Origin of the sequence: Salmonella sp. SAL4457 (assembly GCF_046548235.1) — a bacterium.
Lineage (GTDB): Bacteria > Pseudomonadota > Gammaproteobacteria > Enterobacterales > Enterobacteriaceae > Salmonella > Salmonella enterica.
Genome location: NZ_JBGDZO010000631.1, coordinates 1 through 265 on the forward strand (window position 1 = coordinate 1; position 265 = coordinate 265).

Consider the following 265-nt stretch of genomic DNA (forward strand, 5'->3'; position numbering starts at 1 on the left):
GCTCGGTGGCGTTCAGCTCGCGCTGCAGGCGCGCCAGGGTCGGCTCGATGTCCAGCGCTTCGCGCCGTTGCGCCTCGAGTTCGGCGAGCTGCTTTTCCTGCTCCGCGAGCTGGGTGCGCAGGGCCGCGTTGTTGCTGGTCTCGTCCAGCAGGACCCGTTCCAGGTGAGTGGTCAGGGTGTTCGGCGCGCGGTCCTCGGAACTCTGCACGGTGGCGCCTTCGTCCTGGACTTCCTTCTCCAGGGCACGGATCGAGGCGTCCAGGGC

1 protein-coding gene is annotated in these 265 nt (G+C 69.1%); it reads right to left on the minus strand.

Annotated elements, in window-relative coordinates:
* Positions 1 to 265: hypothetical protein (locus ACLJNW_RS25725; RefSeq protein ID WP_410961443.1), on the minus strand; the 265-nt coding region annotated here is incomplete at both ends.